Origin of the sequence: Vibrio sp. A1-b2, assembly GCF_021726015.1 — a bacterium.
In the GTDB taxonomy this organism is placed as follows: domain Bacteria; phylum Pseudomonadota; class Gammaproteobacteria; order Enterobacterales; family Vibrionaceae; genus Vibrio; species Vibrio diazotrophicus.
In genome coordinates this window covers 182,800-201,567 of the sequence record NZ_JAKKCI010000003.1, presented here as the reverse complement: position 1 = coordinate 201,567, position 18,768 = coordinate 182,800, and the positions used below count along the sequence as shown (strand labels likewise).

Genomic DNA, 18,768 nt, shown 5'->3' with positions numbered 1-18,768 from the left:
TGATGCGTATAGACTAGGCTTAGCTGAACGCTAAATCAGAAACTTTAACCTCATTCACCATTATGGCTTATGAGAATGAGCTGGAAGGAAACCTTATGATTAATATTGCTTTTTTTAGTACGAAGTCTTACGACCAAGTGAGTTTTGAGCAAGTAAAAAACCGTGAAGATATATCCTATCATTTTCATGATTTTTTACTCACCAGCAAAACCGCGCAAATTGCAAAGGGTTGCGAGGTGGTGTGTGCTTTCGTTAATGACGATTTGTCCCGCGAGGTTATCGAGCAATTGGCGAGTTATGGCGTGAAAATGATTGCCATGCGCTGTGCGGGTTTTAACAACGTCGATTTAGACGCTGCTAAAGAGTTCAATATTGCAGTTGCACGCGTACCAGCCTATTCACCAGAGGCGATCGCTGAGCATGCTGTTGGGCTAATGATGACCTTAAACCGACGTTTTCATAAGGCCTATCAACGTACAAGAGAAGCAAATTTTTCGCTAGAAGGTCTCGTTGGTTTTAATTTTCATGGTAGGACAGCGGGCATTATTGGTACTGGAAAAATTGGCTTAGCCACGATAAGAATCTTAAAAGGCCTTGGAATGAATGTGTTGTGCTACGACCCTTTCCCAAGCGACGTTGCTCGAGAACTTGGTGCCAGTTATTGCAGCTTGAATGATTTAATTGAACAGTCTGATGTCATTTCACTTCACTGCCCAATGACACCAGATAATTACCACCTTCTAGATAAAGCAGCCTTTGATAATATGAAGCATGGCGTGATGATCATCAATACTAGTCGTGGAGAGTTATTAGATTCCTCTGCGGCAATTGAATCGCTTAAAGAAGGACATATCGGGGCACTTGGTCTTGATGTCTATGAAGCTGAAAAAGATCTATTCTTCCAAGATAAATCGAATGATGTCATCGTGGATGATGTATTCCGCAGGCTGTCAGCCTGCCACAACGTTATTTTCACCGGGCATCAAGCTTTTCTAACCTCCGATGCACTAGATAATATTGCTGTAACCACATTAAATAATATTGACGCATTCATCCATTCAAAGCCGAACTCAAATTTTTTGTAGACAGGTTTTTTATTTTACGGGTCGCTTTAATTGTTTAAACACACTGAATAAATCATTTCACCTATTACTGGTTTAATGGGCTCAGCGCTGTTTTTTGATGATTAAGGCTCTATATAGCATGTAACTCAAATGCTCCATTACTGTGCAACTCGACCATCGGTTAAAAGTGGTGGTCGGTCCGTTTTGGAATATCTGAAGTTATCCGAAGGCTTGATTATGCGAGATACTCCCAACACTTTTTTGTCTAAAGTCGTTTTAAAAGGTTTTATAATTGTTCCTGAAGCGGATTTGGATGCCGTTAAACAAGAATTGATCAATCACAAAAGGCTGACGCTGGAAGAGCAAGGGTGTTTAGTCTTTAATGTGGTTGAAAACTCTGATAACCCTTTACGGTTTGATGTTTATGAAGAGTTTTTAGATAAAGCTTCGTTTGAATATCATCAGCAGCGTGTTAAAGCGTCTTATTGGGGTGAAGTTACGCGAAATGTCGAGCGTTACTATGAGATTGTTGAATAATTTCCCGGGGAATTTTGAGATAGATAAGGTCTTGTTTGACCTTTCTGTTAAACTGCCCCTCCAATTTTTCTGTTACTGAGAAGCACCAAATGAGCCAACCGCAAGCTAACAATCCATTACACGGTCTAACCCTAGAGAAAATTCTCACTCAGTTGGTCGAACACTATGGCTGGGAAGGTTTAGATGCTGAAATTCATTTGAATTGTTTTTATAACGATCCTTCAATCAAATCATCGCTGAAGTTTTTACGCCGCACTCAATGGGCGAGAGACAAGGTAGAAGCTCTTTATATTCGAACCTTCAGTTAAGACATCTGCTAATGGACTTAATGTGATTGGGTAACGTACCTATATGACTTCGTCAATGGGTTTTGATGCAGGTAAGCGCGGGTCTTGATTCCTCCTACGTTCATAATTCACGGCATGCTTCTTACCTTGGCGTCGTTCAATGACGATCCTGCGCTCAGCTTGATATACACCATCAACCAAGACGGTTTCCGTGATGTAAGGCATCTTCAGTTTTTCCACCATAAAGCGGTCCTCACTACTTATGAGATCACAAGCATAGTTGAGGTTAAGGTCTTTGTTGAACCAACAGCCGAAAATACTATGTTAAATAAGTAAGATTTGTTTAAAATTGAGCAAATATTGTTTATCAGTTGAAGCGCAGATCAACAACAAGATGACGTCATGGAGGACGTATGCTCATTCGTAAAGTATCGAGTTCAGATATTGATTCAATGGCTCGGATCTATAATCACTATATTGCTACTACCACCATATCTTTCGAAGAATTGCCTGTAAGCACAGAAGAAATGATCAACCGCGTTGAAAACGTGTTGAGTCTGGGGCTACCTTGGATCGTCCTAGAGCAAGACGGCGAGGTGAGAGGTTATGCTTATGCTAACCAGTGGAAAGCCCGCAGTGCATACCGATATACCGTTGAACCTTCTATATACGTTGCCCATCAAATGAAAGGTAAAGGTATCGGTCGTTTACTTTATGGCGAGCTATTGGAGATATTGAAAAGCGCGGGTTTCAAAAATGCTGTTGGTTCTATCGCTCTTCCTAACCCTTCAAGTGTGGCTTTGCATGAGCGCATGGGGTTTAAGAAAGTTGGTGAGTTTAACAATATAGGATTTAAATTTGATCAACAGATCTCAGTAGGTTACTGGCAGCTAGAATTTAACAGCTAGAGCGACAATCACGTTAGTGAAGATAAGATTGCTGATCCTATTAACCACAGTGTCATGTCGGGTGTTATTTGTTGAGCCTGTGGCTCGCTTTGTTTAAAATGGCCTACTTTTTTTATATCAGGTCATAAAAATGAGCGAAAACAACTCTAAACCAGCTTTACCAGATCATCTATCAGGCAATCCACGCAGCCCACATTTCGTTGCTGAGTGTTTTGAACACCATATTGGTATTCGTCTTAACGGTAAAGAGCGTACTGATGTTGAAGAATACTGCATCAGTGAAGGTTGGGTAAAAATTCCTTCACCAAAAGCGAAAGACCGTTGGGGTAACCCAATGCTAATCACTTTAAAAGGTGAAGTAGAAGCTTTCTACAAGTAAGCCGCTCTTCTCTTTGGCGAATATTCACTATTCGCCACTTGAATTCGATACATGGAGTGCAAGCTCTATGTATCTTTCTCCTCTGTTTTCATTTCCTATATAACCTCCTAGTTCGAAACTCGCCTCTGGTGTGAATAGTTATCGTGACATTGTCACTTGCTGTTTGTTGTTACCTTCGAATGATCGCCGTGTTTGTTGACTCAACTGACTAAAGCAATCCCAACCATTTTTATATCACTGATCTTAAACTGTAATTTTCCAAGAGTTTCGCTTGCTGAAACTTCCCGAAATCCAATAGAGTGCTAGGCTTAAATAAAGTATGGAATCAAGTTATTGCCAACTGTTGTTTGAGAATATGGCTTGATAACAAGCATTTATTGAAGGAAGTGAAAACAATGAAACAACATGAAAAAATCAATTACGTTGAATATGCCGCGAAAGATTTAGTTGCCACTAAGACTTTTTTCTCTATGGTTTTCGGCTGGGAGTTTATTGATTACGGACCAGACTACGCTGCGTTTTCAGATCAAGGGATTGATGGTGGCTTTTACAAAGCAGATGCTTGCAGCCTAAGCGCCAATGGCGGTGCACTACTGATCTTCTACAGTGCCAACATTGAGGAGACATTAGAGAAAGTACTGCTCAATGGGGGAGATGTCGTACGACCTATCTTTGAGTTTCCTGGAGGTTGCCGTTTTCACTTTACAGAACCTAGTGGCAATGAGTTTGCTGTTTGGTCTGAAGGTTTAGGCGAACAATAACGGCTAAACGCTGGTAGTGAAGTCATGCACAAATGATTGGTTTTACAAAATCAGGGCCAAGCAACTGGGCAGAAAACTATCTCTTCGACTTCTTATGAATAACGGTAAATCAACAGGTTAATTTATTTTCTTGTTGAATCTTTGTTGCATAACTATTACGTTCAGTAAACGATGATGTTCTCCCTATAAAGAGAGAACATCTGTCTCGCTTACAAAAAGTAAAAAGGGTCAGGGATAGTTGTGGTAACGATTGAAAAATACAGCCCAATTAGGGAAGAAGAAGCCAGCCTATTGAGTGTTCTAAGCGACCAAGCTCAGTTTACGGTCAGTAATGTTCCCAAAGTGGTTGAACAGTTAAAAGAGACCGAACATCCCCACCTTATTATTTTTGAAGATAAAGCAGTCGGCTTCTTTTTGCTCGATCTGGATTACTCTGAGAAATATCAGTTTGGACAGCATAGGGCGATAGGCGTAAGAGCTTTGTTGGTCGACCAAAAATATCAAGGCAAAGGTATTGCGACCCAAGCCATTAAAGCGTTACCAAGCTATGTGACGAAGCACTATCCCGATTATGAAGTCATGCAGTTAACGGTAAATTGCCGCAATAAGGCCGCTTATGCGTGTTATTTGAAATGTGGTTTTGTGGATAGTGGTGAGTTGTATATGGGTGGACCTGTCGGCCCACAACACATCATGCAGTTTAGTTTATAGATAAAAGCGTTAAGTATCGTGTTTAATAAATCGTTGGAGCCAATCAGATGGAATTAACAGTCTTTGTGGTGGATGCGTTCACTGATAAGAAGTTTCAGGGAAATTCAGCCGCAGTCGTGCCCGTAGCTGAATGGCTTTCTAGCGAACTTATGCAAAATATCGCGGCGGAGAACAACTTATCAGAGACGGCATTTATCAAAGCTCTGGCACCCAATAGATACCAAATACGTTGGTTTTCGCCACTCACGGAAATTGATTTCTGTGGGCACGCAACGCTAGCCGCATCTTATGTTCTTTTCCAATTTTTAGGCTGTGAAGGACAGATTGAATTTGTTACCTCACAAGTTGGTGAGCTTCAGGTTAACCAACGGGATGACGGACGAATTGAAATGAGCTTTCCGAATCAGATCCCACAAATCATTGAAGATATCCCAGCTGCATTGCTGGAGGGTTTATCGATTAAGCCAGTAAAAGTGCTCAGAAACAGGCAAGCGTATTTCGCTATTTTGCCGAGCGAGCAAGATGTGCGAAATGTGGAATATTACAGCGAACAACTTAAGTTATTAGAACCCTATGATGCAGTGGTGACGGCTCAATCGGAAGGCGAGTTCGATTTCATTTCACGATACTTTTGGCCAGCAAACGGCGGAGATGAAGACCCTGTTACCGGTTCGATTCACTCAGGACTTGCTCCTTACTGGGCTGAGCAACTCGGAAAGCGTGAACTTGTCGCCTATCAGGCATCAAAACGTGGTGGAGTGCTTTATTGCCAAGTGACTGATGAGCGAGTGCTCGTGTCCGGATTTGGTGTGCTTTACTCTCGTGGAACTATTTACATTTAGCTCTCAGAGAAATACGTGGCAGAGCTAGGAAGAGAAAGATGAATTCGAAAGCAGACAAAGTGGCGGGGAGTTCTCCAGCATCACCTTGTATTCGTCAATGTTGTTTGGATGAACAAGATATTTGTGTTGGGTGTTTTCGAACGATAGAAGAAATCATTCATTGGAGTGCGTCTTCCGACGCGGAAAAAACTCAGATTATAGAACGATGTAAACAGAGAAAAGTACAACGCAAACGTTGTTAATAAAAGAGAGTGTTGGAGTATTTATGACAGTTGAAATTCGAAGGGCTGAGCCATCAGATGCAAGAGCCATCAAACAAATTTATGAATGTAAAAATGCCTATTCGAGTACACTCCAACTCCCTCATCCATCGCTGACTTTGTGGGAAAAGCGTACGACGGATGTGCCAGACAATGTGTTTGTCTATGTCGCGTTAGTGGATGGAGAAATTGTTGGCAACTTGGGTTTTGAAGTTTGCACCAGCCCACGCAGGCGTCATGTGGCTTCTCTGGGTATGGGAGTGAAAGACGATGTTCAAGGCCGTGGCGTTGGTAGCGCTTTGCTTGCCACTGTGATTGATCTGGCGGACAACTGGCTGAATCTAAAACGGATTGAGCTGACGGTATACAGTGACAATGATCGGGCGATTAACCTGTATAAGAAGTTTGGTTTTGCTGTTGAAGGTGAATCGAAGGCGTATGCATTTCGTAATGGTGGATACGTTTCTGCCTACCATATGGCGCGGGTATTGGATTGATTGTGAGGATGTATGATGATCACCATACGAGAAATGGATATTTCTGATTATCAAGCCGTAATTGAGTTATGGGGACAAACCGATAATTTGTCACTCAGAGACGCCGATTCTGAGCAAAACATCGCGGCGTATTTAGAGCGAAATCCTGCACTCAGCTTTGTCGCTCTTGATGGCGATACCATTGTTGGTGCAGTGCTTGTGGGCACAGATGGCCGCCGCGGATATTTACAACACCTAGCGGTAGATGATCGCTATCGTGGGCAGAGAATTGGACAGGGGTTGGTTGACCAGTCCATTCGCGCATTGGCGGAGCTCGGCATCTCGAAAACCCATTTATTTGTCTTGAATGAAAATCACAGTGCCAAAGGGTTCTACGACAAACTGGGTTGGTATCCGCGCAATGAGATAACTATGTATTCGTTTAATAGTTCAGACAACTTAAACGTCTAGCCAATATCTGCTCAAACTGAAATAGAAACGGCGCCAGTAGCGCCGTTTTTTAATGCTTTCGAACTTAATACAACTGTCGTGATTACCACATCAAGTCATCAGGTACGACGAAATCTGCATACGGATCATCTTCTGCTGGAATATCCGCTTCAAGTGCTTTTTGTTCGATGACAGTGTTGTCATCACGCATGGCGATCTTGTTTGCCACACCACTTGGAATAACTGCGTAAGTCTCTTCGTAACGAGCAATCGCGACAATACCTTTGATCAGTTGATCGCGGATCAGTGATGTTACATACAGAGACTTCACAAGCGTTCCGTCAGTGAAGTTGTACTTGATATCGCCATCAGCAATATCAATTTTGTTCATTTCTACTAACTGCTTAATTTGAGCGCTGATTTCTTTGCTTAGACGCTGCTCTTTTTGTTGCAGACTCAGTTCCTTATCACGTTCTAATTGAGCGCGTTTGTTCTCTTCAACCGCCGCTTTAATTTCACGCGCCTGTACACGAGATTTCTTCGAACCTTTTTTTGCTTTTTTTAATTTTTTCTCATTAACCAAGCCTGCTTTTAGCATCTGTTCTTGGAGAGTTAGCTTTGCCATCGATATGTCCAGTTCCTCAAATTTGTGCCATTTTAGCGGCTCAGGCCAAGCAAATAAAGCATCGACTGACATTGTTAGCTTTTAGCTTCAACTGAGTGAATGGCGTCACCTCCCAATACCGCATCTTATTGTTCGAGATGTGATATTTATGCATTGCGAGTCCATGCACTGGACGTTATATTCAAATTTTGGCTCGTACCATTTAATAAATTTCCACGTGGATCTGAGATATGGAATTAGAGTTATTAGAAGAAAAACATTTCCAATCACTTTTTGAGTTTGAGAAGAACAACCGTGACTGGTTTGAGCAATTTGTGCCTCCAAGGCCACCAAGTTATGAGAGCTTTGCTAGCTTTCGCGATATCACGAATAGTTTGATTGAGCAGCATGAGGAAGGCACCGGATACTTCTACGTGGTTGTTGAAGACGGCGAGGTGATTGCCCGCGCAAATATCATTGATGTAACGGATGACGAATGCGAAATCGGTTATCGGGTTTGCCAAAAGTGGAGCGGTAAAGGTGTTGCCAGCTTTGCTGTGAAACAACTGATTGAAATTGCTCGTGATGAGTTGGATCTTAGATTGCTAACGGCAAAAGCCGCTACTAATAACCCTGCCTCTATGCGTGTGCTAGAAAAAGCGGAATTTGTTCGCGTAGGACAAGAGAAGAATGCGTTTGTGCTTAATGGCAAAACGTTGACTCTTGCCTGCTATGAGAAAACCCTAAATTAATCAACTCAATTCGTCTCAACATGGTGGCTGTTTAGGAGTTATTCAGCCACTTGATCATGAGAGTATTCCAACTTCACTTCTGAATAAGCATCGATGATGTGCTGAACATCTGCTGAGTTACCACTTTGGATGCGTCGATAGTGGTTTAATGTAGCCTTCAGGTATTCGTCTGCTGAAGCGGCTTGTTGTTCACTGTTGCAATGCCAAATACGGCTGCCCGTTATCGCGACTGGTATTCTTTCTTCCGCTTTGGTTGAGACGTATATGATTTCGTAGAAACGACTATTCTCTTCAAGCAGCACTTCATCTATCAGTCCGAAATCGAGCTCAATCAGTTTTTGCCGTAAGGCGAATTGGTGGTGGACTGGGCACAACAAGAAGTCGATTGTTAGATTTGAATACTGACGGCGTATTTCACTGATGAAGTGCATCATCAAATCACCACCCACACCGGCAATAATTACCAGATGTTTACCTGAGTACTCTTCTAGAGGTAGTTTGGCGACATCTAAGCAGTGGGTATGCCATTTAGACGATGAATGGGCATAAAAGCGCTGTAGTTTACTTTCTACCTCTGACATTAGGCTTGGGACAATATCGACAAAATGAATATTGGCTGCCGCTTGTCTGTTTAGTAAGGAAGCACCAAGAAAACCGTGGTCACAACAGCAATCCCAAATATGGTCGTAAGATGCCGTGATCATCTGGTCAATTTGTTTGAGTCGTTTGCTGAGTTTCAATCAATGTACCTAAAACCTGTTTCAACGGGCGCATTCTAGAGGTTTTTCAGCCGTTAGAAAACCGATAACAAGGCATGGAGTTCAGCGTAGGTATGTGACCAGAGGACGAAGCTAATTCGGGGCATCTGTGTGCCCCGAATTCTGTCTTTGAAGGTTATTCGAGTTCGACTGGTGGACGGAAGACCATCTCATGCATCACCACATCTTCTGGAAGTTCTAAGATCTGGTTAATGGTGTAGGCAACACTCTTAGCACTCATATATTGAGGACGTTCTACTTCGCGGAAGTTAGTGTCCGTGCCGCCCGGAAATAGCGTTGTTACTTTAATGCCGTGAGGCTGAGCTTCCTTCATGAGTATTGAGCTGAAACCAGCAAAGCCTTGTTTCATCGCTGTATAGACGCTCATGGTTTCGTTGGCGCGTTTTGCCACTGTGCTAACGACATTAATAATGAATCCCTTCTTCAACGGTTTCATTACGGCCAACGCTTCTCGGCTCAACAGAGCAGGAGCACGCAGATTTACTGCATACTGGTGATCAAATTCTTCCAGAGTGAACTCTTCAATGGCACATTTTCTCGAGTTCATGCCAGCGTTGTTGATTAACACATCCAGTTTACCTAGCTGATGATAGGCTTTGTTAAACATCTCGACCGTTTGAGTGGCACAACTTAAATCTGCCTCAATGGTTAAGCATTGAGTCTCCGCTTGTAACTCGGCAAGTTTGTCGGTGTTTCTGCCAGTCGCAACAATCTTATGGCCTTTCGAAGCCAGTAATTTTGTGAGTTCATAGCCGATGCCGCTAGTCGCTCCGGTGATTAGGATATTCATAGCTATTCGCTTTTATAGACAAGGTGAGTGATGTATAGATAGTGTCAGTATCCAGCTTCTTCGTAAAGAGAGATACGTACCGTAACAAAGTGATTATGGTGTGAAATTAAGGGTACTGCGCGGAAATGTATATGGTTGAAGTCCTGTTTAGTAAGGAATACGATGGTTGAGTTCTCAACTCAATGATTTGATGAATGATTAACTCTACGGGCTATCTTGTCTCTTCACTTCTCGCTACTTGATTGAAGGCAAATCCATACTTGAGTAATCAGTACAGGTTTGTTTAGCAACAACATAAGGAAATGAAATGTCTTCGATTTATCTTTTCGATTGGGGTGATACGCTGATGGTCGATTATGTCGACGTACCAGGAAAAATGTGTGATTGGCCGATCGTAAAAGCGGTTGATGGCGCATTAGAAACACTGGAGATACTTTCTCGCAAACATGAAATCTACGTTGCAACAAACGCAGCGGATTCTCGTGAACAGGATATAAAAGCCGCTTTCCAACGGGTAGGGTTAGCAACATTCATCACAGGTTATTTTTGCTTTGAAAATATAGGTTTAAACAAACAAGACCCTAACTTCTATATAAGAATTGCCAACAAGCTAGGTGTACCTCCAGAGAGCATCACTATGGTTGGTGATAACGAAGTCAATGATGTTGCAACAGCAGTTAAAGCGGGCTTGAATGCAGTTTGGCTCAGTCATTCGGGCGTCAAGCACTCATCCTATAAAACGATTACCTCGTTAACCGAGTTAACTCATATTTAAGCCGTAACAATAAAAGGAGCACACAGTGAAAACCATTGGAATGTTGGGTGGAATGTCGTGGGAATCTACGGTGAGCTACTACAAAGCGATTAATGAAGGTGTCAAGCAGGCGTTGGGGGGGTTGCACTCTGCGAAGATAGCGCTTTACAGTGTGAATTTCGATGAAATTGAGCAATTACAACGAGTTGGCGATTGGGATCAAGCGGGTGTTATTTTAGGTGACGCGGCTAAATCCATACAGGCGGGTGGAGCAGATTTTTTGCTGATCTGCACCAATACTATGCACAAGGTTCTCCCGCAAATTGAAGAGCAAATCGATATTCCTGTTCTTCATATTGCTGACGCAACGGCAAACAAGCTCATTGAAGATGGCATTTCAAAAGTAGGATTGCTTGGTACCGCTTTTACTATGGAACAGGATTTCTACAAACGTAGGATCAGCGAAAAATTTGGTATTGAGGTGATCGTGCCTGAGCATGAAGAGCGTGAAGTCGTACACCGAGTGATTTATGATGAGTTGTGTCAGGGACAGATCCTTTCCGAATCCAGAGAACACTACATTACCATTATTGATAATTTACGCCGAGCAGGTGCCGAAGCGGTGATTCTGGGCTGTACGGAAATCGCCCTGTTGGTTGAACAACAACACACACAAGTAAAGCTTTACGACACGACAAAAATACACGCTGAAGAAGCCGTAAAGCTAGCGCTTTCCAACTAAAGAATCCCCCATCTAAGAAGCCGCCAGTACAATGTGCATCTTGGAGTGGTTTGCGAAAAGAGGATGTAAATACAAAGCTATGTTTGAAGGTTCTTCTAGGTATAGTCTGCCTATCATGGTCGTCATTGCATTGATGTCGGCGTCGATTGGGCTGGTGTCTTCTATACCTCTCGCTGAGCTTTTTATGTCAGCAGCGGCAATTATTGTTTTAAGAAAGCGCTTTGATGTGCAAATCGTCATTCCCAATTCGCTTCTGATGTTTATCCAAGTGATATTAGGTATCAGTGTTGGCGCGACGATCTCATTAGGCGAACTTTCCCATACCTTGAATCCAGCGGTGATTCTTGGTTTAGTGATTTGCCTAATATTGCAAACAAGCTGTAGCTATTGGTGGCTTCATCACAAAGAAAAATGGAATCCGTTTGAATCCTTACTTGGCGCTGTCCCCGGAGCCATGGCTGCCATTTTGGTCATTAGTGAATCGGGAAATAAACCGTCGCCAAGAGTGGTGTATTCTCACTCGGTTCGTTTGATCATACTGATTGTTTTAGCGGGCTTTATTTCAAACACTACAGCTGACGTAGCGATTGAGCATACGATGATTGGTTGGCAACAGTGGGCGTTACTTATGGGCGTCATTGCCGTGAGTATGGTTTGCGGTAAGCTCTCGCTACGATTCGGTATACCAGCACCGTATATGATTGCATCGCTAGTGATTGCTGCTTTCTGTAACAGTTATATCACGACGATAGATTTATCTGTGCCGTCGTTCATTGTCATCTTTGCCACTGGTCTGCTCGGCTCATTGATTGGCGCTCGTTTAGCTGAAACCACTTTGCGTGAGGCGATGTCCTATTCAAAGGCGGGTGTGTTTGTCACTGCCATTGGTCTGTTTGTTGCAGCCGTGACGTCTTATGTTGCATCTCATCTATTAGGCTTAAGCTGGGTCGTTGTGCTGTTGGCCTGGGTGCCGGGAAGTGTGGAAGCAATGACGGCCGTTGCTCTGCTGCTTGGATTGGAACCTGCGTTCGTCATGGTGAATCATGCGATTCGACTGTTACTGCTTTACACCTTGCCTGTTGTGTTGAAAAAACGATTGGAGCAGTTGAGAGAACAGCAGTAGTGTTTTGAACATTATTGTGGGACTTAAAAGCTCAGTTGTAAAAAAGCCCGCTATTGCTAGCGGGCTTTTGCCTGTATGACGCTAAATTATTTAGCGAATACGTCTTTAAAGTCACGCTTCAGGATTGGGTCACGACGAGCTTTCTTAAGCTGTTTCGCCATGTCTTTCACACAATCGTAAAGAACTTTGTCAAGTAACTGAGCGCGGTACTGTTCTTTGTCTTCTTCTGTCATATCTTTTGGTAGTTGAATGCTTGGAAACTCTTCCATCACATTGATACCTGCAAATGCTTGGCTAACAGAAATAAGTGCATGAAACTGCTCAAAATTATCCAAAATGTTTTGCGCACTCGCTGGAAGTTCATCCCAAGCTTCACGAACCGCTTCTTCAGAAACTTCGTGGATAGATGTCACCATTTGGTACATCTCTTCTGGTACTTGGTCGAATTCGATTACTTGGCGTAACTCTGGAGAGATGGCTTCTAAGTCCACTGTCGTTACTTCGTTTTGAGTTGTCTCAGACATGAAAAAATTCTCGGTAAGAAAAACTGTAATGCTAGAAATTTTGGGTGAAATGTCAACATAAGCTTTTCATTATTAAGCGGTGAAAGGCTATGAAAGTTATGCTATACGTAACTATATGATTGTAATAGAACGAGATTAGCATGGTAGCTTCCGGTTCCTCGATGCGGATTTTGTTGGTTGATGATGTTCAACTAGACAGAATGCAGCTTGCGATTCGCTTAAAACAACTTGGTCATAATGTCGAAGCTGTTTCCAGTGGACGCGAAGCTTTATTGCTTTACCCGCAGTTTGATCCCGAGCTTGTGCTGTTAGATATATCAATGCCTGACATGGATGGTTTTCAACTGTCACAGGCAATACGCTCAAGTTATCCTAATGACTGGATTCCAATTATTTTTCTCAGTGGGCATGATGAACCCGCTATCATCGCGCAAGCGATAGAGGCTGGTGGCGATGATTACCTGACTAAGCCCGTTGATAAGCTGGTTCTTAACTCAAAACTTCTTGCTATGCAGCGCATTGCCAATATGAGAAGGGAACTGAAACGCACCAGTGCGAAGTTAGAAGAGCTCAACAGAGTGTTGCAGCATCAAGCCAATGAAGATGGTTTGACTCAGGTGTTTAACCGTCGTTTTATGGATGAGAAGCTCAAAGAGATGATCTCTTGGCATGGTCGCCATGGTGGGGCTTTTACGGTCATCCTGTTTGATGTCGACCAATTTAAGCCGTATAACGACAACTATGGTCATATAGAAGGCGATCGTTGCTTGTACACTATAGCGCAAGTTGCCAATAGACTGTTTTGTCGCAGCGGTGAATATGTTGGTCGTTATGGTGGTGAAGAGTTTGTGGTCATGCTTTCTCATAACGAAGAGTGTGAGACTGCTGCGGAACGAATTCAAATGGCAATTCATGAACTGTGTTACCCACATGCCTTTAGCACTATTTCCAATTTTGTCACGGTTTCCCAAGGGGTAGCTTCCGTTACTCCAACGGGAAGAGAAACGTTATCAAATATCTATGAAGTGGTAGATAAAGCCTTGTATCAAGCCAAAATACAAGGCCGAGATCGTTATGTGATCAAGCAAATTGACTATAACTGAGAGCTAGGACTTATAGTTTGCTAGTTTTTGTTTGATATTTTCTCGCAAAGCTTTGTGGGCTGGGTTCTTCAGCTCTCTTTTGTGATAGACCAAGTGATAAGGAGCTAGGTCTGTTTTTATTGGGCACTCTAAAACTTGCAGATCCAATTTGTCCGCCCACTTTTGTGCAAAAGACTGATTCACAAATGCCAGTGCGTCGCTTTGTGAAGCATGAAGGACAAGCCCTGCGATAGACCCACTAATGATATTGGTTTTTCTTTCTTCAATGGGCTCTTGAGTAATTTGTTCAAATCCGCGCAGATTTTCCCACATAGCGGAATTAAGGACGTGAAGCTCCTGATAGTACTCCTGCTTGGTTATAGAACCTCTTATTCGTGGATGATTTTTTCGGCAAACCACCACAAGAGGTTCCCGATGTACTTCTTCTATCACGAATGAACTGTCTTTCATCAAAATAGTGTCGATGATTAGATCGGCTTTTTGCTGACGCATGTGTTCAAACAAGACATTTTTATCTTGTGGAGATTCAGTAAAAGTAATGTTCTCCATTGGCCAAAGGCAGTGAAGTATCGCTTCATTACAGTAGACACTAAAGTGTTCTCGCATGTGCATCGCATTTTCGATAATGTCTAAAGCCTGACGGAAAAACGGTATCAGTTGATAACCTTTTGTCGTTAATTCTATTCCTCGTCCATTTTTAACGAACAAAGTTTGTCCGTATTCTTTTTCTAACCGCTTTATTGCAGAACTGACAGCAGGTTGGGTGAGGTTCATCTGTTCAGCTGCTTTTGTATACGAGAGGTTTTCAGCAACAACCAAAAATGTACGTACTAAATTGAGGTCCATAATCCAACCATGCATAAATTTGATTTATGCATTATAAAACAAAAGGTGGATTGTTTCTCGTTTAAATTAGGTTTAGTCTACCTTTGATATGTGCATGTTTGAATAGACATTTCTAATTCACTAACCGTCAAATGGAGTCTTTATGAGTACAGGTGCTAAAAAGCGCTCAAGCAAGTTGCTGCTAAATGCATGTACACTTGCTATCGGAGCTGCTTCCGCAACCGCCTACGCGGCAGAAAAGCCAAACATTTTAGTTATCTTTGGTGACGATGTTGGTTACTGGAACTTAAGTACTTACAACCAAGGTATGTTGGGCTACACAACTCCGAACATCGACAGCATTGCAAAAGATGGTGCGAAGTTCACTAACTTCTATGCTCAGCAAAGTTCTACTGCTGGCCGTAGTGCTTTCATTACAGGTCAAATGCCAAAACGTACAGGCTTAAGTAAAGTAGGTTTGCCTGGGGCAAAAGAAGGTATTTCTGAGAAAGATCCAACGATTGCTACTATCTTGAGAGACATGGGTTATGCAACCGGTCAATTCGGTAAAAACCACTTAGGTGACCGAGATGAACACTTGCCAACTAACCACGGCTTTGATGAGTTCTTTGGTAACCTTTACCACTTGAACGCAGAAGAAGAACCAGAAAATGTGGACTACCCACAAGATCCTGAGTTTAAGAAGAAGTTCGGTCCTCGTGGTGTGATTCACTCATATGCTGACGGTAAGATTGAAGATACTGGTGCTTTGACCCGTAAGCGAATGGAAAACGTGGATGGTGAGTTCCTTGAAGCTGCTGAAGGCTTTATGGAGAAACAGGTAAAAGCGAAGAAACCGTTCTTTACATGGTTTAACACCACTCGTATGCACAACTTTACTCACCTTCCAGATGAGTACAAAGGTGCTACTGGCCATGGCTTCTATGCTGATGGTGTGAAACAGCATGATGACCAAATTGGTCAAATTCTGCAGAAAGTTAAAGATCTAGGCATCGAAGACAACACTATCATCGTGTATACCACTGATAACGGCCCTATGATCAACCTATGGCCAGAAGCAGGTATGAGCCCATTCCGTAGTGAGAAAAATACGGGTTGGGAAGGCGGCTTCCGTGTTCCAATGATGATTAAATGGCCTGGCCACATTGAAGCAGGTCAGACTCTAAATGGTATTACTTCCCTAGAAGATTTCTTCCCTACATTAGTTGCTGCGGCTGGTAACGACAAAGTGAAAGACGAGCTTCTAAAAGGTAAGAAAGCGGACGGCAAGTCATACAAGGTTCACCTAGATGGCTATAACCAACTTTCTTACTGGACTGGTAAATCTGAAGAGTCAGCACGTAATGAGTTCTTCTACTGGAGTGATGACGGTGACTTATTTGCTTTGCGTCAAGGCAAGATGAAGTTCCACTTCAATATCCAAGAGAACGAAACTGGTCTGGCAATCTGGCAGAAACCGCTGACTAAACTGCGTGTTCCAATGATGTATGATTTAAGTATCGACCCATTTGAACGTGGTGATACAGGTATTGGTTACGGCCAATGGCAGTACGAGCGTTCATACTTTATGGCTCCTGCTGTGGCTAAAGTGGCAGAGATGATGGAAACGTTTAAAGAGTTCCCACCACGTATGGAAGCGGGTTCTTTCGTTCCAAAATAAGCCAATTGGTTGTAATTTAATGGTGGCGCTCTAAGGAGCGCCCTATTTTGAAATAAGGACGTATAAATGACAAAAACCTCAATGCGCGCTTCAACAATGCTGGATGTGGTGGCGTTAAAGTCAGCGTATAAAGATTTAAGTGACAAACCTCAATACCAACGTCGTTTTCACGTGATGGCAAAACCGGGTGGCGCGAAATGTAACATTGACTGCCAATATTGCTTTTACTTGCATAAAGAAGATCTGCTTCATCAGCCAAAACAACCCAAAATGGATGATGAAACCTTAGAAGCCTTTGTGAAGAGCTATATTGAGAGTCAAGATGGCGAAGAAGTTGTCTTTTCTTGGCAGGGTGGGGAGCCGACTTTACTTGGTCTGGACTATTTTCGCCAAATCGTATCTTTGCAAAAGAAGTATCAACCGCAAGGTGTTCGTATTGAAAACGACCTGCAAACTAACGGCATCTTGCTGAATGATGAATGGTGTGAGTTTCTTGCGCAGAACAACTTCCTTGTTGGTCTTTCAATCGATGGCCCAGAAGAGATCCACAATAAATATCGCGTCACACGCAGCGGTAAACCAACCTTTCATTTGGTGATGAATGCCGTCGAGAAAATGAAACAGCATGGTGTGCGTTTCAATGCGTTGGTTACCGTGAACAATCACAACGTCAAATATCCGCTTGAAGTGTATCGCTTTTTAACTCAAGAACTCGGAGTTACCTACATTCAGTACAATCCCGTTGTTGAACCAAGCGATTTCAAAACCACGGCGCCACAATTCTGGAATGAGAGCATGATTCCAGCGGTAGGCAGTGAACTGGCTAAGCCGGGACACCCTATGTCGGTGGTAACGGATTGGTCTGTAGATGCTGACGACTGGGGGCAGTTCCTGATTGCGACGTTTGAAGAGTGGGTGAACAACGATCTTGGTCGAGTGTTGGTTAACCTGTTTGAAACGGCTGTTGCTCAAGTGATGGGTAAACCTTCCCAGTTATGTATTACCGCAGAATTCTGTGGTAAGGGGCTGGCTATTGAACACAATGGTGATGTGTTTAGCTGTGACCACTATGTTTACCCAGAATACAAACTCGCCAATGTTAAAGAACGCCCGTTGAATGAGATGGCTTTCTCTGTTCGACAACAAGCCTTTGGTACCGCAAAACGTGACTCTTTACCCCAATATTGTAAAGAGTGTCCATACCTCAAGTTGTGTTGGGGTGAATGTCCGAAAAACCGCCTGTTAAAAACTCCTGACGGCGAAGAAGGGCTGAACTATCTTTGCCCGGGTATTAAGGCCTTCTTTGACTACTCATTACCGATCTTAACGGGCATTTCTGTCTTACTTGGGCAAAATAACAAATAGATTGAACAACATATTGGCTTGGACGAAACGACTTAGTAGGGAACAACAATGGCAGCAACTGACGATATGACTAATCAAGCCCACTCTGATGTGGTGAAATTATTAAACTATTTAGATTCACAAGTTGTTGGTCAGAAATCGGTCGTCAAAGGAATTTTGCTTGGCCTATTGAGTAGCGGGCACGTTCTGTTGGAAGGTTTACCGGGAACGGCGAAAACTCGTTCCGTTAAAGCGCTGGCGAATGCCCTGTCTATTTCATTTGGCCGAATCCAGTTCACACCCGATTTGTTGCCCTCTGACGTAACAGGCACTGAGGTGCTGCAGGAATCAGAAGGTAAATCGTCACTGCATTTCCAACCGGGGCCAGTGTTTAACCAGATTGTTCTGGCGGATGAAATTAACCGAGCCCCTGCCAAAGTTCAGGCGGCACTGCTTGAAGCAATGGCAGAAGGCACTATTACGGTTGCAGGTGAGACTCACTCCTTACCTGAGTTGTTCATGGTTCTGGCTACTCAAAACCCAATAGAGCAAGAAGGTACGTATCCTCTGCCTGAAGCTCAGATGGACCGTTTCCTACTCAAGGTGTGTGTCGATTACCCAACCCATAGTGCTGAACGCGATATTATCCGTTTAGTACGTCAAGAAGAGACGGGGGAGTGGTTTTCTTCAGGCATTGAACGAGTCTCTATTGATCCTGCTTGTATTACTCAGGCTCGAAAAGAAATTACAAAAATTGAGCTGTCCGAGCTGGTGGAAACCTATATCGTCAATTTGGTGATGGCGACACGTGAGCCGGAGCAGTATCCAGAGTCGAAGTTGTCTAACTGGCTTGCCATTGGTGCAAGCCCTCGTGCTTCGATTGCTTTAGACAAGTGTTCACGAGCACTCGCTTGGTTAGAAGGTCGTGACCATGTGATTGTTGACGACGTACGAGCCGTGGCACCGATGGTAATGGGACATAGATTGAGCTTGTCTTATGAAGCACTCGCCGATGGTATCAGTCAGCAAGATTTGGTCATGGAACTACTGGACGTCGTCAATATTGGGTAAT

The 18,768-nt window shown here is 43.2% G+C and carries 25 protein-coding genes; 19 read left to right on the top strand and 6 right to left on the bottom strand.

Going from position 1 to position 18,768, the window contains the following annotated elements; translation table 11 throughout:
- Positions 1–95 precede the first annotated feature (95 nt).
- The 3 genes from L3V23_RS08415 (at position 96) to L3V23_RS08405 (ending at position 1,909) form a co-directional block, all read left to right on the top strand.
- A complete protein-coding gene (locus tag L3V23_RS08415; RefSeq protein WP_102965221.1) occupies positions 96–1,085 on the top strand; it encodes a 2-hydroxyacid dehydrogenase in 990 nt (329 codons plus the stop codon).
- A 240-nt stretch (positions 1,086–1,325) separates the two neighbouring features.
- Complete coding sequence (locus L3V23_RS08410; RefSeq protein ID WP_102965324.1) at positions 1,326–1,601, top strand: antibiotic biosynthesis monooxygenase; 276 nt, start codon at positions 1,326–1,328, stop codon at positions 1,599–1,601.
- A gap of 89 nt (positions 1,602–1,690) precedes the next feature.
- Complete coding sequence (locus L3V23_RS08405) at positions 1,691–1,909, top strand: VF530 family protein (protein ID WP_042485806.1); 219 nt, start codon at positions 1,691–1,693, stop codon at positions 1,907–1,909.
- Positions 1,910–1,948: 39 nt separating this feature from the next.
- Here the strand turns inward: L3V23_RS08405 and L3V23_RS08400 are convergent, their stop codons facing one another.
- On the bottom strand, positions 1,949–2,131 hold the full coding sequence (locus tag L3V23_RS08400) for a hypothetical protein (RefSeq protein ID WP_102954230.1): 183 nt from the start codon (positions 2,129–2,131) through the stop codon (positions 1,949–1,951).
- A gap of 170 nt (positions 2,132–2,301) precedes the next feature.
- Between L3V23_RS08400 and L3V23_RS08395 the strand changes: the two genes are divergently transcribed.
- The 8 genes from L3V23_RS08395 (at position 2,302) to L3V23_RS08360 (ending at position 6,696) form a co-directional block, all read left to right on the top strand.
- Positions 2,302–2,796 carry a GNAT family N-acetyltransferase gene (locus tag L3V23_RS08395; protein ID WP_102965222.1) on the top strand — a complete coding sequence of 165 codons (495 nt, stop codon included), beginning with the start codon at positions 2,302–2,304 and terminating at the stop codon, positions 2,794–2,796.
- Between the two features lie 130 nt (positions 2,797–2,926).
- Positions 2,927–3,175 carry a DUF3297 family protein gene (locus L3V23_RS08390; protein ID WP_042485816.1) on the top strand — a complete coding sequence of 83 codons (249 nt, stop codon included), beginning with the start codon at positions 2,927–2,929 and terminating at the stop codon, positions 3,173–3,175.
- Between the two features lie 395 nt (positions 3,176–3,570).
- Positions 3,571–3,936, top strand: a complete 366-nt coding sequence (locus tag L3V23_RS08385) for a VOC family protein (RefSeq protein WP_102954232.1) — start codon at positions 3,571–3,573, stop codon at positions 3,934–3,936.
- Between the two features lie 240 nt (positions 3,937–4,176).
- Complete coding sequence (locus tag L3V23_RS08380; RefSeq protein WP_102965223.1) at positions 4,177–4,647, top strand: GNAT family N-acetyltransferase; 471 nt, start codon at positions 4,177–4,179, stop codon at positions 4,645–4,647.
- A gap of 47 nt (positions 4,648–4,694) precedes the next feature.
- A complete protein-coding gene (locus L3V23_RS08375) occupies positions 4,695–5,489 on the top strand; it encodes a PhzF family phenazine biosynthesis protein (protein ID WP_102962473.1) in 795 nt (264 codons plus the stop codon).
- Between the two features lie 38 nt (positions 5,490–5,527).
- The gene (locus L3V23_RS08370; RefSeq protein WP_042485825.1) at positions 5,528–5,731 is read left to right on the top strand and encodes a DUF1289 domain-containing protein; all 204 of its coding nucleotides are present in this window, start codon (positions 5,528–5,530) and stop codon (positions 5,729–5,731) included.
- A 23-nt stretch (positions 5,732–5,754) separates the two neighbouring features.
- Entirely contained in the window at positions 5,755–6,246 is a 492-nt protein-coding gene (locus L3V23_RS08365; RefSeq protein ID WP_102965224.1) for a GNAT family N-acetyltransferase, read from the top strand.
- Between the two features lie 15 nt (positions 6,247–6,261).
- Positions 6,262–6,696, top strand: coding sequence for a GNAT family N-acetyltransferase (locus L3V23_RS08360; RefSeq protein WP_102965225.1), 435 nt, complete (start codon positions 6,262–6,264; stop codon positions 6,694–6,696).
- Between the two features lie 82 nt (positions 6,697–6,778).
- Here the strand turns inward: L3V23_RS08360 and L3V23_RS08355 are convergent, their stop codons facing one another.
- Positions 6,779–7,300, bottom strand: a complete 522-nt coding sequence (locus L3V23_RS08355; protein ID WP_102965325.1) for a DUF2058 domain-containing protein — start codon at positions 7,298–7,300, stop codon at positions 6,779–6,781.
- A gap of 230 nt (positions 7,301–7,530) precedes the next feature.
- On the opposite strand from L3V23_RS08355, the gene L3V23_RS08350 reads away from it, so the two are divergent.
- Positions 7,531–8,031 (top strand): GNAT family protein, encoded by a 501-nt coding sequence (locus L3V23_RS08350; RefSeq protein WP_042485830.1) that lies wholly within the window; start codon positions 7,531–7,533, stop codon positions 8,029–8,031.
- A 38-nt stretch (positions 8,032–8,069) separates the two neighbouring features.
- On the opposite strand, the gene L3V23_RS08345 is transcribed toward L3V23_RS08350, so the two are convergent.
- Positions 8,070–8,771 (bottom strand): tRNA (adenine(22)-N(1))-methyltransferase TrmK, encoded by a 702-nt coding sequence (locus tag L3V23_RS08345; protein ID WP_102965226.1) that lies wholly within the window; start codon positions 8,769–8,771, stop codon positions 8,070–8,072.
- A gap of 154 nt (positions 8,772–8,925) precedes the next feature.
- Positions 8,926–9,600, bottom strand: coding sequence for an SDR family oxidoreductase (locus tag L3V23_RS08340; RefSeq protein ID WP_102965227.1), 675 nt, complete (start codon positions 9,598–9,600; stop codon positions 8,926–8,928).
- 307 nt (positions 9,601–9,907) lie between these two features.
- On the opposite strand from L3V23_RS08340, the gene L3V23_RS08335 reads away from it, so the two are divergent.
- The 3 genes from L3V23_RS08335 (at position 9,908) to L3V23_RS08325 (ending at position 12,219) form a co-directional block, all read left to right on the top strand.
- Complete coding sequence (locus tag L3V23_RS08335; protein WP_102965228.1) at positions 9,908–10,375, top strand: HAD family hydrolase; 468 nt, start codon at positions 9,908–9,910, stop codon at positions 10,373–10,375.
- Between the two features lie 25 nt (positions 10,376–10,400).
- Positions 10,401–11,096, top strand: coding sequence for an aspartate/glutamate racemase family protein (locus L3V23_RS08330; RefSeq protein ID WP_042485840.1), 696 nt, complete (start codon positions 10,401–10,403; stop codon positions 11,094–11,096).
- A gap of 79 nt (positions 11,097–11,175) precedes the next feature.
- Positions 11,176–12,219 (top strand): AbrB family transcriptional regulator, encoded by a 1,044-nt coding sequence (locus L3V23_RS08325; protein WP_102965229.1) that lies wholly within the window; start codon positions 11,176–11,178, stop codon positions 12,217–12,219.
- Between the two features lie 86 nt (positions 12,220–12,305).
- Here L3V23_RS08325 and L3V23_RS08320 read toward each other — a convergent pair whose 3' ends face one another.
- Positions 12,306–12,743: a DUF3069 domain-containing protein gene (locus L3V23_RS08320; RefSeq protein WP_042485846.1), complete on the bottom strand. Its 438-nt coding sequence runs from the start codon at positions 12,741–12,743 to the stop codon at positions 12,306–12,308.
- A 140-nt stretch (positions 12,744–12,883) separates the two neighbouring features.
- Here L3V23_RS08320 and L3V23_RS08315 point away from each other — a divergent pair, with 140 nt between their 5' ends.
- Positions 12,884–13,846, top strand: a complete 963-nt coding sequence (locus L3V23_RS08315) for a diguanylate cyclase (RefSeq protein WP_042485849.1) — start codon at positions 12,884–12,886, stop codon at positions 13,844–13,846.
- A 3-nt stretch (positions 13,847–13,849) separates the two neighbouring features.
- Here L3V23_RS08315 and L3V23_RS08310 read toward each other — a convergent pair whose 3' ends face one another.
- Complete coding sequence (locus L3V23_RS08310; protein ID WP_237292199.1) at positions 13,850–14,692, bottom strand: LysR family transcriptional regulator; 843 nt, start codon at positions 14,690–14,692, stop codon at positions 13,850–13,852.
- 142 nt (positions 14,693–14,834) lie between these two features.
- Between L3V23_RS08310 and L3V23_RS08305 the strand changes: the two genes are divergently transcribed.
- From L3V23_RS08305 to L3V23_RS08295, 3 genes are all read left to right on the top strand, one after another.
- Positions 14,835–16,352, top strand: a complete 1,518-nt coding sequence (locus L3V23_RS08305) for an arylsulfatase (protein WP_102965230.1) — start codon at positions 14,835–14,837, stop codon at positions 16,350–16,352.
- Positions 16,353–16,418: 66 nt separating this feature from the next.
- Positions 16,419–17,717 carry an anaerobic sulfatase maturase gene (locus L3V23_RS08300; protein WP_237292198.1) on the top strand — a complete coding sequence of 433 codons (1,299 nt, stop codon included), beginning with the start codon at positions 16,419–16,421 and terminating at the stop codon, positions 17,715–17,717.
- Positions 17,718–17,783: 66 nt separating this feature from the next.
- Positions 17,784–18,767, top strand: a complete 984-nt coding sequence (locus L3V23_RS08295) for a MoxR family ATPase (protein WP_181461007.1) — start codon at positions 17,784–17,786, stop codon at positions 18,765–18,767.
- The last annotated feature ends 1 nt before the right edge of the window (position 18,768 follow it).